The organism is Streptomyces sp. NPDC054847, assembly GCF_053610925.1.
On record NZ_JBSGZJ010000651.1, the window covers coordinates 1 to 2,806 of the forward strand.

Below are 2,806 nucleotides of genomic sequence, written 5' to 3' on the forward strand. Positions count from 1 at the left end.
GCCTTACTTCAGCTGGTCAGCTGTCGGGGCAGAGCGTCAGCTCTGGCCGCCGGCCAGCTTCTCGCGCAGGGCGGCAAGCGCCTCGTCCGACGCCAGGGCGCCGGAGTTGTCGTCCGACTCCGAGGAGTACGAACCGCCGGAGGCACCCGCGGGGGCACCGGCCGGGGCAGCGGTGCCACCCTCGGCAGCGGCGGCCTCGTCGGCCTCGCGGGACTTGATGACCTGGGCCTGGTGCTGCTCGAAGCGCTGCTGCGCCTCGGCGTACTGCGTCTCCCACGCCTCGCGCTGGGACTCGAAGCCCGGCAGCCAGTCGTTGGTCTCCGGGTCGAAGCCCTCGGGGTAGATGTAGTTGCCCTGGTCGTCGTACGACGCGGCCATGCCGTACAGGGTCGGGTCGAACTCGACCGAGGCCGGGTCGGCACCGAAGGACTCGTTGGCCTGCTTCAGCGAGAGGCTGATGCGGCGGCGCTCGAGGTCGATGTCGATGACCTTGACGAAGATCTCGTCGTTGACCTGGACGACCTGCTCCGGGATCTCCACGTGGCGCTCGGCCAGCTCGGAGATGTGGACCAGACCCTCAATGCCCTCGTCGACGCGGACGAACGCACCGAACGGAACGAGCTTGGTGACCTTACCCGGGACGACCTGACCGATCTGGTGGGTCCGGGCGAACTGCTGCCACGGGTCCTCCTGCGTCGCCTTCAGCGACAGGGAGACACGCTCGCGGTCCATGTCCACGTCGAGAACCTCGACGGTGACTTCCTGGCCGACCTCGACAACCTCGGACGGGTGGTCGATGTGCTTCCAGGACAGCTCGGAGACGTGGACGAGACCGTCGACGCCACCCAGGTCCACGAAGGCACCGAAGTTGACGATCGAGGAGACGACGCCGGAGCGGACCTGGCCCTTCTGCAGGGTGGTGAGGAACGTCTGGCGCACCTCGGACTGGGTCTGCTCGAGCCAGGCGCGGCGGGACAGGACCACGTTGTTGCGGTTCTTGTCCAGCTCGATGATCTTCGCCTCGAGCTCCTTGCCCACGTAGGGCTGGAGGTCGCGGACACGACGCATCTCGACGAGGGAGGCCGGCAGGAAGCCACGGAGGCCGATGTCGAGGATGAGACCACCCTTGACAACCTCGATGACGGTGCCGGTGACGATGCCGTCCTCTTCCTTGATCTTCTCGATGGTGCCCCAGGCACGCTCGTACTGGGCGCGCTTCTTCGAGAGGATCAGGCGGCCTTCCTTGTCCTCCTTCTGAAGGACAAGGGCCTCGATCTCGTCGCCGACCTTGACGACCTCGTTCGGGTCGACGTCGTGCTTGATCGAGAGCTCGCGGCTCGGGATGACACCTTCGGTCTTGTAACCGATGTCGAGCAGGACCTCGTCCCGGTCGACCTTCACGATGACGCCGTCGACGATGTCGCCGTCGTTGAAGTACTTGATCGTCTCGTCGATCGCGGCGAGGAAGGCTTCCTCGTTACCGATGTCGTTGACCGCAACCTGCGGGGTGGTGGCGGTGGTCTCGGTGCTGCTCGTCATGTGGGAAAGGGCTCCGGTACGGACATTGAAGTCGTAGGTACTGCTACGCCGAGAGCCGGTGTCGCAGCTGCATAACCGGACAGCCTTCGAAGCGACGGCCGAGCGATCCGAGGATCTCTGGAGGCGCCTCGTGAACCGAGGGATACATACAGATGCGAGCGCGGCCTGCTCGGTCTGAGGCGCGCAGGCTCGCAGCGCAACTTGTAGCATACGGGGGCAGCCGGACACGGTCAATGCGCGAAGGCGCACACCCGGGGTGGAAGACCACAATTCCGGCACAACTCTTGTTCGCCGAGGCCACGATGGCGTCTTTCGAAGCCCGGTTCTCGGCGCGCTGGAACGCAAACTACAACGACGGTGACGATGAGCCAAGATTTTGAACCGGAAGCGACCCGCCGTAGCACCGGGGATGCGGAGAGCAGCCGGGCGAGCCGCGGCTGGTGGGACCGGAACGCCGACGAGTACCAGAGCGAACACGGCGCGTTCCTGGGCGACGACCGGTTCGTATGGGGACCCGAAGGGCTCGACGAGGCGGATGCGGCGCTGCTCGGTCCTGCCGGCTCGCTGAAAGGACTGGACGTCCTGGAGATCGGCGCCGGCGCCGCCCAGTGCTCACGCTGGCTCGCCGCGCAGGGCGCCCGGCCGGTTGCGCTCGACCTCTCCCACCGCCAGTTGCAGCACGCCCTGCGGATCGGCGGAGACGTCGCGCTCGTCGAGGCGGACGCGGGCGTGCTGCCGTTCCGGGACGGCTCCTTCGACCTGGCGTGCTCGGCCTACGGGGCGGTTCCGTTCGTCGCCGACCCGGTGCGGGTGTTCCAGGAGGTCAGGCGGGTGCTGCGGCCCGGTGGGCGCTGGGTCTTCTCCGTCACCCACCCGATTCGCTGGGCGTTCCCGGACGAGCCGGGGCCCGAGGGCCTGTCGGTGGCCGCGTCGTACTTCGACCGCACCCCTTATGTGGAGCAGGACGAGGAGGGCCGCGCGGTGTACGTGGAGCACCACAGGACGCTCGGCGACCGGGTGCGGGACGTCGTGGCCGGGGGCTTCCGGCTGGTCGACCTGGTCGAGCCCGAGTGGCCCGCCTGGAACAGCCAGGAATGGGGCGGCTGGTCCCCGCTGCGCGGCAATCTGATCCCGGGGACGGCGATCTTCGTCTGCGAGCGGGACTGACCGCACGGCATTCGCGATCGCGGCACCGGCGGACCCCCGCGAGGCAGGCTCGCGGCGGGCGTCGTCGATCCACTCGAGGATCACCTCCGGAGGACTGTGA

The 2,806-nt window shown here is 67.7% G+C and carries 2 protein-coding genes; one reads left to right on the top strand and one right to left on the bottom strand.

The annotated features are described in order from the left end of the window. Positions 1–36 precede the first annotated feature (36 nt). Complete coding sequence (rpsA, locus tag ACWGH4_RS33750) at positions 37–1,539, bottom strand: 30S ribosomal protein S1 (protein ID WP_005318902.1); 1,503 nt, start codon at positions 1,537–1,539, stop codon at positions 37–39. 363 nt (positions 1,540–1,902) lie between these two features. Between rpsA and ACWGH4_RS33755 the strand changes: the two genes are divergently transcribed. Then, positions 1,903–2,706, top strand: coding sequence for a class I SAM-dependent methyltransferase (locus ACWGH4_RS33755; RefSeq protein ID WP_453467572.1), 804 nt, complete (start codon positions 1,903–1,905; stop codon positions 2,704–2,706). Positions 2,707–2,806 lie beyond the last annotated feature (100 nt).

Excerpts from the sequence above, each read along its gene's own strand:
- rpsA (WP_005318902.1), bottom strand. The coding sequence starts at position 1,539 with ATGACGAGCAGCACCGAGACCACCGCCACCACCCCGCAGGTTGCGGTC.
- ACWGH4_RS33755 (WP_453467572.1), top strand. The coding sequence starts at position 1,903 with ATGAGCCAAGATTTTGAACCGGAAGCGACCCGCCGTAGCACCGGGGAT.